This is a genomic window from Streptococcus devriesei DSM 19639 (genome assembly GCF_000423725.1).
Lineage (GTDB): Bacteria > Bacillota > Bacilli > Lactobacillales > Streptococcaceae > Streptococcus > Streptococcus devriesei.
Genome location: NZ_KE384084.1, coordinates 211,944 through 228,638, shown reverse-complemented (window position 1 = coordinate 228,638; position 16,695 = coordinate 211,944). Strand labels below are relative to the sequence as shown.

At 40.9% G+C, this 16,695-nt stretch carries 18 protein-coding genes; 8 read left to right on the top strand and 10 right to left on the bottom strand.

The features are described 5' to 3' along the window. Nucleotides 1-38: 38 nt before the first annotated feature. Both G573_RS0107215 and G573_RS0107210 read left to right on the top strand, forming a co-directional pair. Nucleotides 39-785, top strand: coding sequence for an ABC transporter ATP-binding protein (locus G573_RS0107215; RefSeq protein WP_027976087.1), 747 nt, complete (start codon nucleotides 39-41; stop codon nucleotides 783-785). After that, nucleotides 782-2,392: a hypothetical protein gene (locus G573_RS0107210; RefSeq protein ID WP_027976086.1), complete on the top strand. Its 1,611-nt coding sequence runs from the start codon at nucleotides 782-784 to the stop codon at nucleotides 2,390-2,392. The genes G573_RS0107215 and G573_RS0107210 overlap by 4 nt, the downstream gene beginning before the upstream one ends. 44 nt (nucleotides 2,393-2,436) lie before the next feature. Here the strand turns inward: G573_RS0107210 and pta are convergent, their stop codons facing one another. The 4 genes from pta to yjbM are packed head-to-tail and all read right to left on the bottom strand — an operon-like array spanning nucleotide 2,437 to nucleotide 5,805. Continuing rightward, nucleotides 2,437-3,429, bottom strand: a complete 993-nt coding sequence (gene pta, locus G573_RS0107205) for a phosphate acetyltransferase (protein WP_027976085.1) — start codon at nucleotides 3,427-3,429, stop codon at nucleotides 2,437-2,439. 12 nt (nucleotides 3,430-3,441) lie between these two features. Beyond that, nucleotides 3,442-4,332 carry an RluA family pseudouridine synthase gene (locus tag G573_RS0107200; RefSeq protein WP_027976084.1) on the bottom strand — a complete coding sequence of 297 codons (891 nt, stop codon included), beginning with the start codon at nucleotides 4,330-4,332 and terminating at the stop codon, nucleotides 3,442-3,444. Then, complete coding sequence (locus tag G573_RS0107195; protein ID WP_027976083.1) at nucleotides 4,329-5,165, bottom strand: NAD kinase; 837 nt, start codon at nucleotides 5,163-5,165, stop codon at nucleotides 4,329-4,331. The genes G573_RS0107200 and G573_RS0107195 overlap by 4 nt, the downstream gene beginning before the upstream one ends. Next, nucleotides 5,140-5,805 (bottom strand): GTP diphosphokinase, encoded by a 666-nt coding sequence (gene yjbM / locus G573_RS0107190; protein WP_027976082.1) that lies wholly within the window; start codon nucleotides 5,803-5,805, stop codon nucleotides 5,140-5,142. Before yjbM ends, G573_RS0107195 begins: the two co-directional genes overlap by 26 nt. A 95-nt stretch (nucleotides 5,806-5,900) precedes the next feature. On the opposite strand from yjbM, the gene G573_RS0107185 reads away from it, so the two are divergent. The 6 genes from G573_RS0107185 (at nucleotide 5,901) to G573_RS0107160 (ending at nucleotide 10,619) form a co-directional block, all read left to right on the top strand. Next, entirely contained in the window at nucleotides 5,901-6,470 is a 570-nt protein-coding gene (locus G573_RS0107185) for a CYTH domain-containing protein (protein ID WP_027976081.1), read from the top strand. A gap of 91 nt (nucleotides 6,471-6,561) precedes the next feature. Then, nucleotides 6,562-7,542, top strand: a complete 981-nt coding sequence (locus tag G573_RS0107180; RefSeq protein ID WP_027976080.1) for a ribose-phosphate diphosphokinase — start codon at nucleotides 6,562-6,564, stop codon at nucleotides 7,540-7,542. 3 nt (nucleotides 7,543-7,545) lie between these two features. Next, nucleotides 7,546-8,661: a cysteine desulfurase family protein gene (locus G573_RS0107175; RefSeq protein WP_027976079.1), complete on the top strand. Its 1,116-nt coding sequence runs from the start codon at nucleotides 7,546-7,548 to the stop codon at nucleotides 8,659-8,661. Between the two features lies 1 nt (nucleotide 8,662). Continuing rightward, a complete protein-coding gene (locus tag G573_RS0107170) occupies nucleotides 8,663-9,010 on the top strand; it encodes a DUF1831 domain-containing protein (protein ID WP_027976078.1) in 348 nt (115 codons plus the stop codon). Nucleotides 9,011-9,246: 236 nt separating this feature from the next. Next, nucleotides 9,247-9,900 (top strand): redox-sensing transcriptional repressor Rex, encoded by a 654-nt coding sequence (locus G573_RS0107165; RefSeq protein ID WP_027976077.1) that lies wholly within the window; start codon nucleotides 9,247-9,249, stop codon nucleotides 9,898-9,900. Between the two features lie 17 nt (nucleotides 9,901-9,917). Next, nucleotides 9,918-10,619, top strand: coding sequence for a gamma-glutamyl-gamma-aminobutyrate hydrolase family protein (locus G573_RS0107160; RefSeq protein WP_027976076.1), 702 nt, complete (start codon nucleotides 9,918-9,920; stop codon nucleotides 10,617-10,619). Between the two features lie 2 nt (nucleotides 10,620-10,621). Here the strand turns inward: G573_RS0107160 and radC are convergent, their stop codons facing one another. From radC to G573_RS0107130, 6 genes are all read right to left on the bottom strand, one after another. Then, a complete protein-coding gene (gene radC, locus G573_RS0107155; RefSeq protein WP_027976075.1) occupies nucleotides 10,622-11,302 on the bottom strand; it encodes a RadC family protein in 681 nt (226 codons plus the stop codon). 95 nt (nucleotides 11,303-11,397) lie between these two features. Further along, nucleotides 11,398-12,129 carry a DUF3307 domain-containing protein gene (locus G573_RS0107150; protein ID WP_027976074.1) on the bottom strand — a complete coding sequence of 244 codons (732 nt, stop codon included), beginning with the start codon at nucleotides 12,127-12,129 and terminating at the stop codon, nucleotides 11,398-11,400. Beyond that, nucleotides 12,122-12,802, bottom strand: a complete 681-nt coding sequence (locus G573_RS0107145) for a SatD family protein (protein ID WP_027976073.1) — start codon at nucleotides 12,800-12,802, stop codon at nucleotides 12,122-12,124. The genes G573_RS0107150 and G573_RS0107145 overlap by 8 nt, the downstream gene beginning before the upstream one ends. Nucleotides 12,803-12,934: 132 nt before the next feature. Then, on the bottom strand, nucleotides 12,935-14,482 hold the full coding sequence (gene ffh, locus G573_RS0107140) for a signal recognition particle protein (protein ID WP_027976072.1): 1,548 nt from the start codon (nucleotides 14,480-14,482) through the stop codon (nucleotides 12,935-12,937). 34 nt (nucleotides 14,483-14,516) lie between these two features. Beyond that, nucleotides 14,517-14,849, bottom strand: a complete 333-nt coding sequence (locus G573_RS0107135) for a putative DNA-binding protein (RefSeq protein WP_027976071.1) — start codon at nucleotides 14,847-14,849, stop codon at nucleotides 14,517-14,519. Nucleotides 14,850-14,963: 114 nt separating this feature from the next. Further along, nucleotides 14,964-16,694, bottom strand: coding sequence for an ABC transporter permease/substrate binding protein (locus G573_RS0107130; RefSeq protein WP_027976070.1), 1,731 nt, complete (start codon nucleotides 16,692-16,694; stop codon nucleotides 14,964-14,966). Nucleotide 16,695 lies beyond the last annotated feature (1 nt).

The window sequence follows — 16,695 nt, the reverse complement described above, 5'->3', positions numbered from 1 at the left end:
TTAGTAGTATAATAGTTTGTAATTAAGGAGGACTTTTTATGATTAGATTTGAACATGTTTCCAAATTATACGGGACAACCCAAGCATTGAGTGATTTGAACCTAACGATTGAAAACGGTGAAATTTTTGGTCTAATCGGTCATAACGGTGCCGGTAAAACGACTACGATTAATATGCTGACATCGGTTATTAATGCCAGCTATGGCGACATTTTTGTTGATGAGTTAAAATTGGCAGAACATCGCGAAGACATTAAAAGACGAATCGCCTATGTCCCCGATTCTCCTGATATCTTCTTAAATCTTACAGCGCAAGAATACTGGCTGTTTTTGGCAAAAATTTATAATGTTGACCTTAAAACTGCTGAAGACCGCATTGCTAAACTGGCCGGTCTGTTTGATATTTTCGATCGGCGCTTTGAGACGATTGAAAGCTTTTCACATGGGATGCGCCAAAAGGTTATTGTCATCGGAGCTCTTATTCCTAACCCTGATATCTGGATTTTGGATGAGCCCTTGACCGGACTTGATCCTCAGGCATCATTTGATTTGAAAGAGATGATGAAAGAGCATGCCCGTACAGGCCACACCGTTCTCTTTTCAACTCACGTTCTCTCTGTAGCTGAGCAATTATGTGATCGTATTGGTATTTTACGGCAGGGAAAACTTATTTTTGTCGGGACCTTGGATGATTTAAAGGCCAACTACCCGGATCAGGATTTAGAAAGTATCTACTTACAATTAGCCGGACGAAAAGACGGCCCAAAGGCAGGTGATGAGGTATGAACTACAGAAATATCTGGGAGATGGTAAAAGTCAATATTCTTTATTCTAATCCTCAGGCCTTGACCAATGTTCAGAAAAAACGCGAAAAGTATCCTGACAAACATTTTTCAGCCTATAAAACAGTCCTGGGGCAGCAGCTTTTCTTGGTTATCTTATTTTTAGTTATCTACCTCAGTCTCTTTTTAGCTGTTGATTATTCTCAAGCAAGCGGATATTTTTCCTTCCAGGTAGCGCTTTTTAGTATTGTTGCCATTGTCTCAGGATTTACAATGCTGTTTGCTGTCTTTTATGAGAGTGATGACACGAAACTGTATCTTCCGCTGCCTGTTAAGGAAAAAGAAGTTTATTTTGCTAAACTTATTTCCTCTCAGGGTGGAAGTCTGCCCTTTCTAATGCCGGTGGTTTCTCTTTTTATCATTACTTATTGGCAGCTCACTCACTCCGTGCTGGTTACTGCTGCCGCAACTGTCATTAATTTTTTACTTTTACTGCTTGCAACGAATGCCATAAGTATTATTCTGATTTATTTTATCGGGCAGATTTTAGTCAAGAGTTCGCATAAAAAAATGATTTCGACAGTACTCATGGTCATTTCAACGGTAGCCGCTGTCGGTACTATATTTTACCTGCAGTTTACCGGCAATTCAGTGAACGAAAGCGGCAGCGTCTCTGAAATGGCAGATTTACCGTATTTTAGAGGTTTCTATGATGTTATCAAGGATCCCTTTTCAACAGCCAGTCTTTTGAATTTCTGGCTGGGTATTGGTATAACTGTTCTCCTTTTAATCTTTATCTGGCGTACTATTATCTCCAATTATTTTGAACAATTTTTATCCATGCAGGCAAATCAGCCGGTAACAAGAAAAATCACAAAAAAGACATCAGATGGCAGTCTCCGGCAAACCTTACTCAAACATCATTTAAATACGCTTAAAGATGCGACCCTGCTTGTTCAAAGTTACCTGATGCCTTTGATCTTTATTGTAGCCTTTATCGGTCCCAGTCTTTCCTCAGGGAGTTCTTTTCTGGCAAGTCTCGATCAGCGCTTCTTTGGTGTTGCCTTGCTTATAGGTACTATTCTTGGAAATTTCATTGCCAGCCCCAGCAGTTTTTTAGGAGTTGGTATCTCCTTAGAAAAAAACAATTATACTTTTATAAAAACCCTGCCCATTTCTTTTAAGGGCTTCTTACGGCAAAAATTTTACTGCCTTATCTTGATGCAGATCAGTCTGCCAGTTCTCGTTTACTTTATTTTAGGAATTTTCGTGCTGAAAGTCCCTATCGCCTTGCTGCTGAGCTTTCTTGCAGGAATGGCACTGTCCAGCTTTGTCGTTGGAGAATTGATGTATTGGCGCGACTATCGCATTTTAACGCTCAATTGGCAAAATGTCACACAGCTGTTTTCAAGAGGCTCCGGGCAATGGCTCTATCTGGCAATGGTTTTCGGCAGTCTGATTTTTGGCGGTCTCTTAGTTGCTTTAGTTGTTATCGCTTCCTTAAAAACATCTATTTTAGGCGTTGGAATCGGCTTGACGCTGCTTATACTGGCAGCACTTGGAATAGTTCATTACTATATTCAGCAGCGCTTTTGGAAAAAAATCAATTAAAAAAGAATGAAGCAAAAATTAATTGCTTCATTCTTTTTTAATCTTTAGTCATTTTCAATCGTTTGTGCAGCGGTGATGATGGCAAGTTTATAAATATCCTCAGCACTCGAACCCCGTGAAAGGTCATTTACCGGACTGTTAAGTCCCTGCAAAATCGGGCCGATTGCTTCAAACATTCCCAAACGCTGAGCAATCTTGTAGCCAATATTGCCTGATTGCAAATCCGGGAAGATGAAGACATTGGCTTGTCCTGCAACTTCACTGCCCGGCGCCTTGATGGCTGCTGTGTCAGGTACAAATGCTGCATCAAACTGAAGCTCACCGTCAAGTGCAATGTCCGGCCGAAGTTCCTTAGCAATACGGGTTGCCTCCTGAACTTTTTCAACCTGAGGTGCTTTAGCGCTGCCCTTGGTTGAAAAGCTGAGCATAGCGATTTTAGGATCAATATCAAAAATCTTTGCTGTATCTGCTGTATTGACAGCAATCTCAGCTAATTCCTGTTCATTAGGATCAATATTGATAGCGCAGTCTGCAAAAATCAAACGTTGATTGGTGTTCTCACGGTTCATCAAGAAAACACCCGACGTCCGTGAAATTCCCGGTTTGGTTTTGACAATTTGCAGAGCCGGACGAACGGTATCAGCTGTCGAATGGATAGCTCCGGAAACCATGCCGTCAGCCAGCCCCATTTTCACTAACATAACCCCAAAATAGTTAACGTCTTTAAGAAGTTTGTCAGCATCTTCAAGCGTTGCTTTACCCTTGCGGATTTCCACAAATTCTTGTTTCATTTTTTCAAAATCGGGATAATCCTCAGGATTGATAACCGTATAATTCTGATCAGCAAAGCCTAGTTTTGTCAGCAGACTGCGGACATCGGCTGCATTTCCCAAAATAATCGGATCCACCAAACCTTCAAACTTAAGGCGGGCAGCTGCACGCACAACGCGCTCATCATTGCCTTCCGGGAAGACGATTTTGATATTTTTACCAACAATTTTTTCCCGCAAACCGCCAAACAAAGAACGAATACTCATTATATAAACCCTCTATCTATTTTTTAAATCTATGATAACGCTATCAAAGTCATCTGTCAAGAAACTATTGTACTCCTTGTGTTCTTTTGAAAAAGGGTCTTCATAGGCCAAATAATGACAGTGAAGAGCCTGCCTTTCAAGGCCGTAGCTCATATCGCCGCCGTAAAGATCATCACCTAAAAGAGGAAAACCAATATGGGCAAAATGGACACGGATCTGATGGGTGCGGCCGGTGTGCAGGCGAATATCAACTAAGTGGACATCCCCGTAACTGGCTACAATTTCATAACTGGTATGTGCATATTTGCCGGAAGGATGAACACAGCGTGTGATGATACTTTTATCATTTCTGGCAATAGGCGCAATAATCTCACCCTTTTCAGGAAGCATTCCTTGTCCGGATACTAAGGCATAATAACGTTTTTCGATGCTTTTATGCTGGAGCTGCTTGTCCATCCGCGCGTGAGCGTAACCGTGTTTGGCAAACAGCATGAGTCCGCTTGTGTCTTTATCAAGCCTGGTGACAATGTGAATCTGTTTATTAGGATAGTTTTTTTCTAAGTAATAGCCTTTGACAAAGTTAGCCATGGTATTTGAATGCAGTATGCTGGGAATGCTGGCATAGCCTGCAGGCTTATCCAAAATCAAAAAATGCTCATCTTCATGAACAATATTAAGGTCGTGTTTGATTGGTTTCAAACTGTCATGAGATTCTTCATCAGGAATATCAATGATGATTTGATCGCCCTTGCTGAGCAAATAAATAGCATTTTCTTCTTTACCATTGACCAATATTAAGCCGCCCTTGAACTTGATTTTAGCCAGCAAAGCTTTAGAGATATCGTGACCCTTTAAAAATGTCTTAACCTTTGTTTGACGGTCGGCAACAAATTCAAACCTCATGAATCGCAGTCTCCGATAAATGCATCTTTAACCCGTTCCCAAAAGCTGGTGTGGCTTGGCGTTGCAACAAAGCTAATCGTCTTATGATCAATTTCGTACTCGATCTTAGCGACATTTCGGTGCGTATAGGTTTTATTATCAATAGATAGGATGTAAGACCCCAAACGCTTTGGAATAATTTCGATCTTGTCCTTCTTAGGCACAATAATGGAACTGCCCAGAGTTCTGAAAACACGGTTGTTGAGACTTGATATTTCTGTCAGCTGCAGTGCTTCAATGGTCGGATGCAAGACAGCTCCGCCCAGAGATTTATTATAAGCAGTGCTGCCGGTTGGTGTCGAAACTGAAATACCATCTCCGCGAAAGCGTTCAAACTGAACATGATTAATGATGACATCAGCAACCATTGTTTTTTCGAATCTTTTGATCGTCGCTTCATTGAGAGCTCTGGATGTCAGCTGGCGCCCGTCACTTAACGTAAGCGTGACTTTTAAAATCGGGTAAGAAACCTTCTCCCCTTTATCTGAATGCAAGTTATCCAGTAATTTATCAACTTCAAAATCGCGGTAATCTGTATAAAAGCCTAAATGCCCCGTATGGATGCCGACAAAACGAACATTGTCCAGATATTTTTCATACATGTGAAAAGCGGACAAAAGCATACCATCTCCGCCGATAGTAATGACAATATCGGGATTTTTCTTAGTCAGATAAAAGTCATCGTCATCTCTCAATGCAGAGAAAAGCTTGCTTGCGACCCGCTTGCTTTGATATTTTCCATTTGCAATTATAGCAACCTTCGTTGTCTTATCGGTAAAGTTCATCTGTGTCATCACTATTTCCTACACCATCATTTAGTTTTCTTTTTTCCGCATCAAATAATAGCTGAGCTTCTTTAATATCATCGCGAATCTGCCGCATCTCCTCATCCAGCTGAAAAGCTATTTTGGCAGTCAGCTCCAAACGCTTTTTGATATCGTCCGGAAATTCTCCGCGGTATTTATAATTAAGGGAATGTTCTATAGTCGCCCAAAAATTCATAGCCAGTGTTCTGATTTGAATTTCAGCGAGAATGATTTTTTGACCGCTGATTGTATCAACTGGATACTCAATCACAACATGGTAGGACCGATAGCCGCTGGACTTTAAATTATTGATATAATCTCTCTCCTGCACAATTTTCATATCCTTGCGCTGCCGCAGAAGCTCCAGGACATCATCGACGTCATCAACAAACTGAACCATGATTCGCAGGCCTGCAATATCCTGCATATCCTGAGCGAGATTTTCTCTCTTGATTCCCCGCAAAGTCATTTTTGCCTTGATGCTCTCAATCGGTTTTACACGACCGGTTACAAATTCAATTGGCGAATGGCGGTTTTGCTTACGAAACTGTTTGCGAATTCCCCTGAATTTAATTTTTAATTCTCCTACTGCTTGGATATAAGGGTCCAGAAATTCTTCCCAGTCCACAAACTTTACCCCCTTTCTTGTCAAAAATAAGACTTTTTTATAGAATTAAACTAATATCTTATTATACCATAATCAGCTTAACAAAGGAAAAAAGAATGAATCATCTTGAAATTGAATATAAAACGCTGCTGACCAAAGAAGAATTTAACCGAATCAAAGAGCAAATGCCGCAGATTGAGGCAGTTACACAGACCAACTATTATTTTGATACGGATCATTTTGATTTAAAAGCTAATAAAATGTCACTGCGCATCAGAACCTTTGCCGATAAGTCCGAGCTAACCCTCAAAGTGCCTCAAAAAGTTGGTAATTTGGAATACAATCATGCACTGCTGCTGGATGAAGCCCAAAAAATAATCCACAATGTACAACTGCCGGATATCGAAATTAGACAGCTAATCTCTCAGGCTGGTATCAATTTAGATGATTTGAGAGTTCTTGGAAGTTTAACGACAGTACGCCGTGAAATTGCTACTAAAATCGGTCTGATGGCTTTAGATTACAATCGTTATGCAGGCATTGAAGACTATGAACTTGAATTAGAGGTTTCCGAAGCGCAAAAGGGGCAGGCAGATTTTCATGCTTTTCTTAAAACGAACCGTATTGAATTTAAATACGCCAAAAGCAAAGTGGCTCGCTTTAGTCAGACACTGCGTAAAAATTAAAGGTCAAAAGCAGAAAATATTAAAATCACCTGAAATTTCTTATAATATTTGGTAAAATAAAGATACTAATGTAAAGGAGCACCAAAATACCATGGCAGAACGTTACGCCGACAAACAAATTAAACTGTTTTCTTTAACGTCAAACACCGACATTGCCGAAAAAATAGCTAAGGCTGCCGGGCTACCGTTAGGGAAATTATCTTCTCGCAAATTTTCTGACGGGGAAATTATGATTAACATCGAAGAAAGTGTCCGGGGAGATGATATTTATGTCATTCAATCGACTAATTATCCTGTGAATGACCACCTCTGGGAACTCTTGATTATGGTAGATGCCTGCAAACGTGCCAGTGCCAACAGTGTCAATGTTGTTATCCCTTATTTCGGCTACTCACGTCAGGATCGCATTGCTGCTGCCCGCGAACCAATAACAGCTAAATTAGTAGCCAATATGCTGGTTAAGGCTGGAGTTGACCGTGTTCTGACTTTAGATTTGCATGCTGTCCAAGTACAGGGCTTCTTTGATATTCCGGTTGATAATCTGTTTACTACTCCTTTGTTTGCTGAGCACTACATTAAATTGGGCTTGTATGGTGAGGATGTTGTGGTTGTAAGCCCTAAAAATTCAGGCATCAAGCGTGCCCGCAGTTTAGCTCAGTATTTAGATGCTCCGATTGCTATCATTGATTACGCCCAAGATGATGATTCTTCGCGTGAGGAAGGCTATATTATCGGTGAAGTCGCCGGCAAGAAAGCCATTCTTATTGATGATATCCTTAATACCGGAAAAACATTTGCAGAGTCTGCCAAAATTGTTGAACGCGGAGGCGCTACTGAAATCTATGCCGTTGCCAGCCATGGATTATTTGCCAGCGGAGCCACAGAAATTCTGCAGGCTGCCCCGATTAAAGATATTTTGATTACAGACTCTGTCTACACGAATCAGAAACTACCTGATAATTTACATTACCTTTCTGCCAGCGAACTGATTGCAGATGCTATTATTCGTATCCACGAAAGACGGCCTGTCAGTCCGTTGTTCGCTTATGATCGTAAAGGAGATGAATCCTAAAACGTGATTTATTTTGACAATGCCGCAACAACCCCCCTGACCCCTTCTGCTGCTCAGGCAATGACTGAAGTGATGACTGATACTTTTGGCAATCCTTCCAGCATTCATTCTTACGGCAGGGCTGCCAGCAAACTGTTAAGAGAATGCCGGCAGAGCGTTGCTCAAGTGTTTGACGTTCCATCAAGAAATATTATTTTTACTTCCGGCGGGACGGAAAGCAACAATACTGCCCTTAAAGGCTATGCGCTTGCCCATCAAGCCCAGGGAAAGCACATTATTTCAACGGCTATTGAACATCATTCTGTTTTAAACAGTCTTCATTATTTAGAAAAGCGTCTTGGTTTTGAAGTAACTTATTTGAATCCTATCAACGGCCGTATTTCTGCTCAGCAAGTCAGAAAGGCTCTGCGCGAAGACACTATTTTAGTATCTGTTATGTTTGCCAACAATGAAACAGGAGATGCGCTGCCAATCAAAGAGATTGGGTATCTTCTTAAGGATCATCAAGCGGCCTTTCACGTTGATGCTGTTCAAGCTGTAGGTAAGGTTCCTATTCATCCCAAAGAGTTAAGCGTTGATTTCTTGTCAGCTTCCGCCCATAAATTTCACGGCCCTAAAGGAGTTGGGCTTCTCTATGCTAATGATATTCATTTTGACAGTCTTCTTCATGGGGGCGAACAGGAAGAAAAACGCCGAGCCAGTACAGAAAATCTTATCGGCATTGCCGGCCTGACACAGGCTTTGACTGATGCTCAGGCTCATCAAAAAGAACATTTGGAGCATGTCACTAAGCTCAGAAAGAGATTTCTAGAGAGCTTGGAAGGTCTTGATTACTATCTTAATTCTAATGAGGATGCCCTGCCTTATGTGATTAATATCGGATTCCCTAATTATAATAACGGGATTCTGCTCACTCAGCTGGATTTAGCCGGCTTTGCGATTTCAACCGGTTCTGCCTGCACGGCCGGCACGGTTGACCCTAGTCACGTCTTGGCAGCGAAATATGGCTCGGATTCTCATCGTCTGCAGGAATCTGTTCGCATCAGTTTTTCAGATTTGAACCAACCGGATGAGGCCCAAGCGCTGGCTGCAAAAATAAAGGAGATTGTAGGAAAATAAAATGGCTTTTGAAAAAACAGTAAATTTACCCGACTGTAAATACAGTTACACCATCAGTCCCAAAGTAAAAAAATTTACTCTGCGGGACACAACTTTCACGCAAAATAAACTGGGGAATTACGAGCTCAGCCGTCTTTTGGAAAAAATCCCCAACAGCGGTGACGGCTTTTCACTGAAGATTACAATTAATAAAGATCTGACTGGCTTTAAACTGACCATCACAGACAAATCCGGACTTCGCACAGTCAATATCTTTAAATCAGAAGACAACAAAATGATTCAGGACAAGTTTTATTTCTTAATGGACAGCTTGGCTGAGCGTGACATCTTTGAGAAAACAGAAAATTAAGCTGATTTCAGCGCAGCACTTCTGCTGCCTGTTGAGAAAATATTTTTAATAAAACACAAGGGAGAGGGCGGGCTGAAACTTCGATAGCATTTCGGAGTTTCGGCCCCCTTCTTTTTATGTGTATAAGTAAAATTAAAGCCCCTTTATAAGAAAAACTTATGTTGAGTTCAAAGAAAAGATGTTGCAATTTTCACAATCTTTTTTTAAAATAGTATTACACAGCAAAGGAGACAAGTATGGTTACTTTTGACAAATCTATTCCTAAAGCGACAGCTAAACGCCTATCCCTTTATTATCGTATTTTTAAACGATTTCATTCAGAAAATATCGAAAAGGCAAGTTCTAAGCAGATCGCTGAAGCAATTGGCATTGATTCAGCGACAGTTCGCCGTGATTTTTCTTATTTTGGTGAGCTGGGACGTCGCGGTTTTGGCTATGATGTCAAAAAACTAATGAATTTTTTTGCAGATATTCTCAATGACACTTCTACAACTAATGTACTGCTTGTCGGCGTCGGCAATATCGGCCGTGCTCTTCTCCACTACCGCTTTCACGAGCGCAATAAAATGAAAATTGCTATGGCTTTTGATACTGACGATAATGAGCAGGTCGGTCAGCTCACAGATGACGGTGTCCCTATTTATGGTATTTCCAGCATTAAGGAGAAACTGGTTGGAACAGATGTTAAAACAGCTATTTTGACTGTTCCCAGCAGCAAGGCTCAGGAGGTTGCTGACACTTTGGTTGAAGCTGGTATTAAAGGAATTTTATGTTTTTCACCGGTTCATCTGTCACTTCCAAAAGGAGTCGTCGCTCAATATGTTGATTTAACCAGCGAATTACAGACGCTATTATATTTTATGAATCAAGAAAAAAACTCTAAGAAATGATAAAGTAAGGAGGGTCTATGACCAAATCCAGACCTATTATTGGTATATCAGGCAATGAAAGGCCGCATGCAAAATTTCCTGATATACTGTGGTCCTATACACCATCCGGCTATGTCAAAGGAGTACAGGAGGCCGGCGGCCTTCCGCTTGTTATTCCTGTCAGTGAGCCGGAATTTGCTGCATCCTATGTTTCCATGGTTGATAAACTCATTTTAACAGGCGGTCAAAATGTTGATCCTGTTTTTTACGGAGAAGAGAAGGATACCAGTGATGACGATTTTTATCTGGCGCGTGATTTGTTTGAATTTGCCCTGGTTGAAGAAGCCATTAAGCAGGAAAAACCCATTTTTTCTGTCTGCAGGGGCACGCAGCTGATGAATATTGCTTTGGGCGGAACACTTAATCAAGACATTGAACACCACTGGCAGGATGAGCCTAGTGATTATCTCAGTCAAAATATGCTGGTAAAGACGGATACCGCTTTGGAAAAAATTTATGGTACTTCTACTTTGATTAATTCGTTTCACCACCAGAGTATCAAGCGGCTGGCCGATGACTTAGAAATTATTGCCTATGATCCTGCTGATGATACCATCGAAGCAGTGATGTCGACTAATCCCGATATTACTTTTTTGGGGGTTCAATGGCATCCCGAATTACTGTTTGAGTCACGAGAAGAAGATCAAAAACTGTTTGAATATGTTGTCAAAGAACTTTAACTTTAGATAAGATCTGTTTCCTCACGAAAGCTGTAATATTCTTTTTTCCCGACTATAATATGATCCAAAAAAACGATTCCTAAATCATCACAGGATCGTTTTATTTTTTCTGTAAACGCCAAGTCATTTTCACTGGGGTAGGTTGAACCTGAAGGATGATTATGAACGACAATAAGCGAGGTTGCCATACTTTTACAAGCATAGTGCAGAATTTCTCTGGGTTCAGCAACAGAACGCCGGACACTGCCGATAAAGATGATTTTCTTTTTGATAATACGGTTCTGCGTATCAAGATAAATGGCAACCAGATGCTCCTGTCTCTTATCACCTAGTTCAGCCATCATGACTTTTGCTAAGCGTTCACTGCTTAAAATTCGTTCTTTAAAACTATACTCTGACTGATTGATTCTCTTAGAAAATTCTAGAATAGCCTTGATTTCTATAGATTTTAATTGACTGATTCCGGCAATCGTCTGCAGTTCTTCTATTGATAAGGTACGAAAATCAGCTATGCTGTCTAAACGCTCTAAAATGTTATTGGATAAATTTAAAACATGGTCTTTGCGAGTGCCGGTCCTCAGTATAATAGCCAGTAGTTCTTGGTTACTGAGGCTTTCAGGGCCGTAAGTCAGCAGGCGTTCTCGCGGCAGCAGGGCTTCTTTTGTAAATTCAATGCTATACATAATGTTTACCTCCACTACTACTATTCGTATTCGAGCGGGTATTTCCTAAACAGCAATCAAAAAGATTTCTACCGATAGGGATAGAAATCTTTTTATCATATTAAGCAAAGGGTATATACTGCCAAAAGGCTGATAATACTGAAAAGAGAGCCTATGAGGTAGTATTCTGCAAAAGCCTGATTTTTAGAAATTTTATCATAACGCGCAATGGATTTGGCTGTAAAAACCAAACCAATAGAGGCAAACTGGCCAAACAGGAGAAATATTCCCATAATTAAGCGCTCCAGCAGTCCGATGGTTGCTCCTGCACCTGTGATAGTTTCATCATCATTGAGGTTTTTGACCTGATATTTGCTGAAAAACAGCTTAAAGATGATATTGACTGGTTTGGTAATCAGAACCACAAACAAAATTAACTTAAGACTGTACTGAGCATCACTGAGCCATCTTACAGTGATTGGTTCACTCAAAAGATAGAGCATTGTTATCATAAGAAGATGAAGAGCCTGATCAAGAAGAAAAACAATCTTATCTAACTGCCGTTTATGGTAAAAAGGATAAAGCAGGAATTTAGCGCTGTCAATCACTGCGTGACTGGCAAAAACCAGCAATACCAGACCAAAGGTATGAGGAATAGACAGACTGATAAAAAGCAAAGGCAGGGCAACGATGCAAAGATGCTTGAACAAATACTGCCAATTCTGAGACTTTAAATCCGCCATTTTTTGACTTTGCCATTGAAAATCAGCTAGAAAATGAGCGATGAAAAGTAATGTCAGCACAGGGTTATGCGACAGAAAATGTGATACAAGATTTAAATTAATCATCTGCCGCCTCCCCTTCAGCTTCAATAGCATTCAGCAATAAATCGACAGCTGCCTTTTTGTTTCTCAGGTAGATTTTCAAACCGCTTGATTTGAGACGCTTGTTAAAACTGCTCGGGCTTAAATTAAGTGTCTCGGCCATCTCTTTATGAGAAAATTTTTCTTCATAAATTCCCTTGTGCAGCAGTCCGATAAGCAGCTCTGCCTGAGTAGCGGTCCATTTCGACTTAATAAATTCACAGGCAGCTAAAACAGCATTAATTTGCCGGGCTGCAAATTGATCATCTAAGGCTATCGCCAAATGATTGCTGCCATAGTCATTCTTATCATGGATATAATCAATAGCAGCTCTGGCATGCCAATAAGCCGGGCCGTCTGACCCGATACTTTGTTTAGGATTGACTGCTGTCAGCATGCTGCCTGCTCCAATTCCAAATCTGATTTGGTAGGGCTGAAATCCCATCGCTATATCATCAATAATCTGAAAAATACGTGTGTTAGGACGCAGTAAAGCCTGAAATTCATCACCCGTCGTTATGGTAAAGGGTGATTCCAGCACAGCCTTGTACCGAGAATTAACCTGATCTAAAATTGCCTGGAGCTTTTCTTGACTCTCGGATCGCTCTTTTATTTCTCGTGAAGAAATAATATCTCCAATAATCGCTATATAAATCATAATTTCTCCTTACAATGTCTATTATAACGGAAATTCCATGAAATGTCTATTATAACGGAAATTATATAAAATAGCTATTATGGCAGAAAATTTGCCAAAGATACTCTCAGGCCATAAGAATCGTTTTGTCTGTTATCTTCTTCTTTTCTTGGCTTTCTTCATTTTCTTAGCCATTTTTTTCATAGATTGCTTCATAGCAAATTCACCAACTTTGCCTTTGAAGCCGCCGCCAAACATCTGACTCATGTCCATGTTGCCGCCCAGAGCTGACATATCAGGCATTCCGCCTTGGCCCATCATCCCTTCAAGAGCTGACGTATCCATATTTTTAGGCATATTATTAGGATTGAGCCCCATTTGCTTCATCATTTTATTCATATCACCAGACAAGACGCCCTGCATCATTTTTTTAGCCTGGTTGAAATCTTTGATGAATTTGTTGACATCAACAAAGGTATTGCCAGAGCCCGCAGCGATGCGGCGGCGGCGGCTCGGTGTCAAAAGATCCGGGTTTTCACGTTCAGCGGGGGTCATTGATGATACCATAGCTCGTTTTCTGGCAATGTCACGCTCATCAACCTTAACATTAGCAAGTGCAGGATTATTAGCCATTCCTGGAATCATTTTAAGAATATCTTCCATCGGCCCCATATTTTGCACTTGGTCTAACTGATCAATGAAATCATTGAAATCAAAGGTGTTTTCGCGCATTTTTTCAGCAAGTTCTGCTGATTTTTGCTCGTCATAGTCCTGACTGGCCTTTTCGATCAGGGTCAGAAGGTCTCCCATACCCAGAATACGCGAAGACATCCGATCTGGATGGAAGGTTTCAATGTCAGTAATCTTTTCTCCGGTACCTGTAAATTTAATCGGTTTGCCGGTAATTTGCCGGATAGAAAGCGCCGCACCGCCGCGGGTATCACCATCAATCTTGGTTAAAACAAGGCCGGTAATTTCCAGCTGATTGTTAAATTCTCGAGCGACATTGGCGGCTTCCTGCCCGATCATGCTATCTACAACTAAGAGAATTTCATTGGGCTGAGCCAAGGCTTTGACATCTCTAAGCTCAGCCATGAGTTTTTCGTCAATTTGCAGCCGCCCTGCCGTATCAATTAAGACATAGTCATTGCGATTTTCTTTAGCCTGAGCCAAACCTGCTCTTACAATCTCAACTGCTGTATGCTCTGTTCCCATTTCAAAAACAGGTACATTAATTTGCTGACCGATAGTCTTCAATTGGTCAATGGCAGCCGGACGGTAAATATCGGCAGCAATCATCAGCGGCCGGGCATTTTCCTCTTTGGCCAGCTTATTAGCCAGCTTTCCGGCAAAGGTGGTCTTACCTGCCCCTTGAAGCCCGGCCATCATAATGATTGTCGGAATCTTAGGAGACTTTTCAAGTTCAGCTGTTTCAGATCCCAGAATCGCCGTCAGTTCTTCATCAACAATTTTAATAATTTGCTGTGACGGATCAAGAGTATCAATAACCTCATGTCCGATAGCACGCTCACGCACACGCTTGATAAAATCTTTTACAACCGGAAGAGCAACGTCAGCTTCAAGAAGCGCCAGACGGATTTCTTTGGTCACTTCCTGAACATCTTTTTCTGAGAGTTTTCTCTTTCCGCGTAAATTTTTAAAGACACCTTGAAGGCGTTCTGTTAAACTTTCAAAAGCCATTTAATTTCTCCTTATTGTTGAAATATTAGAAACATTAATCTCGATTGTCAATACTGATGAGAATAGAAATTTTTTCCTGCAGATAAGCATCTTCGGGGTACTTATCTAAAAGTTCATCAAAAATTTCACTGCGAACAATATAATCAGAATACATATGCAGTTTCATCTCGTAATCCTCTAAAATTTTTTCTGTCCGCTTGATATTATCGTAGACTGCCTGACGGCTGACACGGAATTCTTCGGCAATTTCAGCCAGACTGTAATCATCAGCGTAATAAAGCTCAATGTAGTTCATCTGCTTATCTGTCAGCAGCGCTGCATAAAACTCAAAAAGGGCATTCATACGATTGGTTTTTTCAATTTCCATAAGCTTTATTTTATCATATTTAGACCCTAAAATCATCTGGTGAGGCAAATAAAATGAGATTAGAATATGCGTCTTCTAACCTCATCTTGTTTTTATGATAAATAAGAGCTGAACTTATTTACTGTCTGTCCATGAAGCAACTTTTTTAGGATGGTTTTTGATCCATTTTTTGGCTGCTTTCTCAGGTGACATGCCTTTGTTAATATCAAGCATGACAGATTCCATATCGCCCTGTGTCCAATTGAAACGGTTGATAATCTTATTGACTTTCGGCATATCCTTTTTCAGGCCCTTGCGAGTAAGTGAATGAATACTTTCGCTATTGCCAAAGGACTTTTGGGGATCTTTTAAATATTTCAGCTTGTACTTGGCAAATATCCAGTGAGGAGACCAGGCAGTAACAACAATATCTTCTTTATTCTCGTAAGCTTGATCCAGACTGGTTGTCATGGCTCCTGTTGAGGAAGAGACTAATTCCCATCCAGACAGATTATTATAGTCTTTTTGCGCCTTTTGAGCAGATTTCATGATACCGGCACCTGGCTCAATACCTGTAATTTTCTTATCAGCCTGATCGCTTAAATCTTCAATGCTGTTGACATCTTTCATATAAGTCGGCACAGCCAGACCAAGCTTGACACCCTTAAGATTTGGTCCCAGATCAACAACATCCTGCTTGTACTTCTTGTATTGGTCTGCATGTGTATTTGGCAGCCAGGCGCTGACTGTAGCATCAGTCTCACCTTTAGCGACTGATTGCCACATAACAGCATTGTCAAGCGGCGTCATCTCTACTTTATAGCCTTGTTGTTTTAGAACTTGAGCTAAGACATTGGTAGAAGCAACTTCAGAATCCCATTCGACATAGGTCAATTTGACTGTCTGTCCGGCACCTGCTGAGTTTCCCAGTACAAATATGCGAGCAAGAGCAGAAAATACAAATAAAGCAAGAGCTGCAACAGCGATGTAAGTATTTGCTTTTGAAGATTTTTGCTTAGCATCGGTCACTTTTTTGTTAGCTGTCTGACTGAAACGGTCAATAATAATTGCTAAGATTACCAAGGCCAGCCCATTGACAAAGCCTGAACCGATATCAGCATGCTGCAGGGCAGATAAAACACCGCGGCCAAGACCGGGAGCACCGATCATAGAGCCTGTAACAACCATGGAAAGCGCCAGCATGATCGTCTGGTTAACACCGGCCATAATTGTATTTTTAGCCAAAGGCAGCTCAACCTTGAACAATTTTTGTCTCGGCGTGCTGCCAAAAGCATCTGCTGCTTCAACCAGCTCTGTCGGAATTTCACGAATAGCAAGATTGGTAAAGCGAACAGTTGGCGGCAGAGCAAAGATAACAGAAGCAAATACCCCCGGAACAATACCGATACCAAAGAAAGCAACGGCCGGTATCAGGTAAACAAAGGCCGGCATGGTCTGCATGAAGTCCAAAATCGGATTGATGACTTGTTTAACAGTGTTGTTTTTTGCCATCCAAATTCCTAAAGGAATCCCGATAACAATGGAAACAAAACTAGATACCAAAACCAAAGTGAACGTATTAATCAAGTCATCCCATAAGCCTTGATTATAGATAAAGAGCAGGCCTAGCAGGGTAAATGATGGCAGCGTCCATTTTTTTCCGGCTAAGAAAAAGGCGGCGGCGGTCACTAAAACAATTAAGAGCAAAGGATTAATAAATGACAGGGTATTGGTAATCCCATCCATGATAAAGTTTCCGACCGACTGAATAAAGTTAAATAAACCTGAAAAGGTGTGTGTCAGCCAGTTGGTGAATCCTTCAATCCAATCCGCAACAGGTAATTTTGCTGTTAAAAGTATATTCAAA